Source organism: Nocardioides sp. CPCC 206348 (assembly GCF_048654705.1).
Taxonomy (GTDB): domain Bacteria; phylum Actinomycetota; class Actinomycetes; order Propionibacteriales; family Nocardioidaceae; genus Nocardioides.
In genome coordinates this window covers 24,915-29,277 of record NZ_JBMCZA010000183.1, presented here as the reverse complement: position 1 = coordinate 29,277, position 4,363 = coordinate 24,915, and the positions used below count along the sequence as shown (strand labels likewise).

At 70.3% G+C, this 4,363-nt stretch carries 4 protein-coding genes; all 4 read left to right on the top strand.

The annotated features are described in order from the left end of the window. Positions 1-173: 173 nt before the first annotated feature. Positions 174-602, top strand: a complete 429-nt coding sequence (locus tag ACOADB_RS14890; protein WP_378600068.1) for an NUDIX domain-containing protein — start codon at positions 174-176, stop codon at positions 600-602. Next, positions 599-1,567: an SMP-30/gluconolactonase/LRE family protein gene (locus ACOADB_RS14885; RefSeq protein ID WP_378600065.1), complete on the top strand. Its 969-nt coding sequence runs from the start codon at positions 599-601 to the stop codon at positions 1,565-1,567. The genes ACOADB_RS14890 and ACOADB_RS14885 overlap by 4 nt, the downstream gene beginning before the upstream one ends. Before the next feature lie 9 nt (positions 1,568-1,576). After that, positions 1,577-3,487: a 1-deoxy-D-xylulose-5-phosphate synthase gene (dxs, locus tag ACOADB_RS14880; protein ID WP_378600062.1), complete on the top strand. Its 1,911-nt coding sequence runs from the start codon at positions 1,577-1,579 to the stop codon at positions 3,485-3,487. A 31-nt stretch (positions 3,488-3,518) separates the two neighbouring features. Beyond that, positions 3,519-4,363 (top strand): hypothetical protein (locus tag ACOADB_RS14875; protein ID WP_378600059.1); only part of this gene is annotated, 845 nt, incomplete at its 3' end.

The window sequence follows — 4,363 nt, the reverse complement described above, 5'->3', positions numbered from 1 at the left end:
GTGGGGCTCGCGGAGCCCGGCTCCGCGGGCACGGGCGCGATGTTCCGGCCCTCGACGATGCGGTCCTATGCAGAGGCAGCCGGGTTCTCCGAGGTCCGGATCGCTCCGATCGAGCACGACTTCATGAGGTTCTACGTGCTGGTGCCGTGAGGCGACCGACTACGGTGACGCACGTGCACCAGTTCGCGTCGATCATCCTCGTGGACGTTCGTGGCTGGATCCTGTTGCAGGAGCGCGACGAGAATCCGGTGATCGACCCGGAGCGTTGGGGGTTCGTGGGCGGCCATGTCGACGAGGGGGAGCACCCTGACACGGCCGCCTACCGTGAGCTCGAGGAGGAGACCGGCATCCGCATGGTCGAGCCCGAGCTGACGCTGTGGCGCGAGACCACCGTGTTCCACGAGGGCTATGGCACCGAGGACACGGTGCGCGTCTACGTCGCCCTGACCCACGCCACCGATGCGGACATCACCGTCGGTGAAGGGCGGCAGATCGTGTTCGTCGACCCGGCCGTCACCGCCACCCTTCCGCTGGGCGCGAGTGCCGCCCAGATCCTGCCCGACTTCCTCAACTCGAACTTCTACCAGGAGCTGCTGCCGTGACCGGTCCCGCGTTCACCGTCATTCCCGTGCCCGGTCCGGGCGCCGAGGACGTCGTCGTCGCCACCTCGGGCCCCGACGCCGGAAGTGTCTTCACCGGCACCGAGGACGGTGCGATCTTCCGGATCTCCCCGGACGGTTCGCGGATCGACCGGGTGGCCAACACCGGGGGACGCCCGCTCGGCCTCGAGTGGTCGCCCGACGGGCGCCTGCTGGTCTGCGACGCCCACCGCGGTCTGCTGTGGGTCGACCCCGCGTCCGGCGCGATCGAGGAGATCACCGCCGACATCGACGGCGTGCCGATGAAGTTCTGCAACAACGCCGCCATCGCGTCCGACGGCACCCTGTGGTGGTCCGACTCGTCCACCCACTTCGGCATCCGGCAGTGGAAGCACGACTTCGTCCGCAACACCCGCACCGGCCGGCTCTTCCGGCGCGACCCGGACGGCACGATCACCACCGTCGTCACGGGGCTCGCCTTCGCCAACGGCGTCGCCCTCTCGACGGCCGAGGACTTCGTCTGCGTCGCCGAGACCGGCGCGCGCACCGTGGTCCGCCACTGGATCAGCGGCCCCGACCAGGGCACGCAGGACCTGCTCTGCACGGACCTGCCCGGCTACCCCGACAACATCGCGCGCGGTTCCGACGGGCTGATCTGGATCACCATCGCCAGCCCGGTCGATGCACTGGTCGAGCGGATCCAGCGCGGCCCGCTGCTGTTGCGCAAGCTGGTGACCCTGCTGCCCGATGCCGTGCAGCCCAAGCCCAAGCAGACCGTGCGGGTCGTGGCGTACGACGACCGGGGCCGTCTCGTGCACGACGTGGACCTGCGTCCGGGCGACCACGGGGCGTCGTACCACATGGTGACGGGGGTGCGGGAGCACGACGGAATGCTCTGGATGGGAAGCCTGCACGAGCCCGCCGTGGCGTGCCTCGACCTTTCCGCAATCGCCACGACGACCGCCTAGACTCGGCACATGCCTGTCCTCGACAAGATCTCCGGTCCCCGTGACCTGCGGACCCTCTCCGAGGACGAGCTGACCCAGCTGGCGGCCGAGATCCGCGACCTCCTCATCCGGACGGTCGCGACCAACACCGGGCACCTCGGGCCCAACCTCGGCGTCGTCGAGCTCACCCTCGCGATCCACCGCGTCTTCGACTCCCCGCGCGACAAGGTCGTCTTCGACACCGGCCACCAGTCCTACGTGCACAAGCTCGTGACCGGTCGGGCGGCCGCGTTCGACACCCTGCGGCGCGAGGGTGGCCTCAGCGGCTACCCCAGCAAGGACGAGTCCGAGCACGACCTGGTCGAGAACTCCCACGCGTCGACGGCGCTGAGCTACGCCGACGGCCTGGCCAAGGCCTACGCCATCCGGGGCGAGGACCGCCACGTCGTCGGAGTGATCGGCGACGGCGCCCTCACCGGCGGCATGGCGTGGGAAGCCCTCAACAACATCGCGATCCAGCACCGCAGCAAGCTCGTGATCGTGGTCAACGACAACGGCCGCTCCTACACGCCGACGATCGGTGGCCTGGCCACCGCGCTGACCAGCCTGCGCACCGACCCGCGCTACGAGCAGGTCCTCGACGTCGCCAAGCGCCGCCTCACCGCGCTGCCCGGCGTCGGCCCGGCGGCGTACGACGCCCTCCACGCGGTCAAGAAGGGCCTCAAGGACGCACTGGCCCCCCAGGGGCTGTTCGAGGACCTCGGCCTGAAGTACGTCGGCCCGGTCGACGGGCACGACCGTGCAGCCATGGAGCAGGCGCTCAGCCAGGCGAAGCGCTTCGGCGGTCCGGTCATCGTGCACGCGATCACCCGCAAGGGCTTCGGCTACGACCCCGCGGAGCGGCACGAGGCCGACCAGTTTCACGCGCCCGGCCCGTTCGACGTCCAGACCGGCATCGAGAAGCCCAAGGGCCGGATCTGGACCGACCACTTCGCCGACCACATCGTCAGCATCGGTGAGCGCCGGCCCGACATCGTCGGCATCACGGCCGCGATGACGCACCCAGTGGGCCTCGACCAGTTCCAGGCCCGCTTCCCCGACCGGTTCTTCGACGTCGGCATCGCCGAGCAGCACGCCGCGACGTCGGCTGCCGGTCTCGCCATGGGCGGCCTGCACCCCGTCTTCGCGGTCTACGCGACCTTCCTCAACCGCGCCTTCGACCAGGTGCTGATGGACGTCGCGCTGCACAAGTGCGGCGTCACCTTCGTGCTCGACCGCTCCGGTGTGACCGGTGACGACGGCGCGAGCCACAACGGCATGTGGGACATGTCGATCCTGCAGGTCGTTCCCGGGCTGCGCCTGGCGGCGCCGCGCGACGTCACCCGGATGCGGGAGTTGCTCGACGAGGCGGTCGAGGTCGCCGATGCGCCGACCGTCGTCCGCTTCCCGAAGGGTCCGCCGCCCGACGACATCGCCGCGATCGGCAAGGCCGGTGGCTGCGACGTCCTGGTGCGCGAAGGTGCCCGTGACGTCCTGGTCGTCGCGGTCGGCTCGATGGCCACGATCGCCGTCGACGTCGCCGCGCGCCTGGTCGCCCAGGGCATCGGCGTCACCGTCGTCGACCCGCGCTGGGTCAAGCCGGTCGACCCGGCCCTGATCGACCTGGCCCGCAACCACCGCCGCGTCGTCACGATCGAGGACAACGGCCGGGTGGGCGGTGTCGGCTCGGTGCTGCTGCAGACGCTCAGCGACGCGGGGGTCCGCACCCCGGTGCGCCTGCACGGCATCCCGCAGGAGTTCCTCAGCCACGCCAAGCGCGCCGCGATCCTCGAACGGATCGGCCTGACGGCGTCGACCATCGCGCTCGACGTCCTCCACGACATCACTGCCGAGCCGGTGGCGGAAGGTCGGACGCTGCTCGATGTGGACGGCAAGCGCTGACCCAGGCCGCAGTGCGCACCGAAGGGCTCCGGTGCGCGGTGCCCTGCGGTCGTTGCTGTTCCTGACCAGCCTGTTCGTCACCTGCCTGGGCCTGCTGTCGCTCACCGCCTGCTCGGACGACCTGCCCCCGCCGACGTACTCCGGCGACCCGTTCACCGACGTCGGCGAGCTCATGCAGACCACGGTCAACGCGCGCGCAGTGGCGCTGCAGAAGCACGACGTCACCCGCTACCGGCTCACCCTCGACCCCTCTGACACCGGCCTGATCGACGACCAGCAGGTCTATTTCGACAACCTCGAGCAGCTGCCGATCGAGGTGCTGCGCTACCGCGTGCTGACCGACACGATCACCCTGGTCGAGGGCTCGGAGGACTACTGGGCCGAGGTCGTGCTCGCCCTGAAGCTGAAGGGGTACGACGCCGCGGCGGTGCGCACCCGCGACCGGTTCCTGTTCACCCCGTCCGAGGACGGCCGGCACATGCTGATCTCCTCCACCACCGACTACCAGTGGGAAGCCGACCACCCGGGCAACGTACAGCCCTGGGACCTGGGCGCGGTCCAGGTGGAGGAGCGCGCCGGTGTGCTGGGCGTGTTCGACGACTACACCGAGGACTCGTCCGGCGAGGTGCTGGACGCGGTGAGCAGCGGTCGCGGCGACGTGCGCGCCGTCATCGGCGACGACGACGCGAAGCTCGCCGACGGCGTCATCGTCTACTCGCTGCAGGACCCGACCTTCCTGCGTGGACTGGCGAACCAGACGGTCGGGGACCCGGACCGCGCCGACGGACTGACCATCGCGGTGCCCGTCGACACGCGCACGCCCGGCAAGGGCGCGGCGTCGTACCGGATGTTCCTCAACCCGCGGGTGCTCGACCA

Bases quoted from the DNA above. Each gene is read 5' to 3' on its own strand.
- dxs (WP_378600062.1), top strand. From the start codon at position 1,577: ATGCCTGTCCTCGACAAGATCTCCGGTCCCCGTGACCTGCGGACCCTC.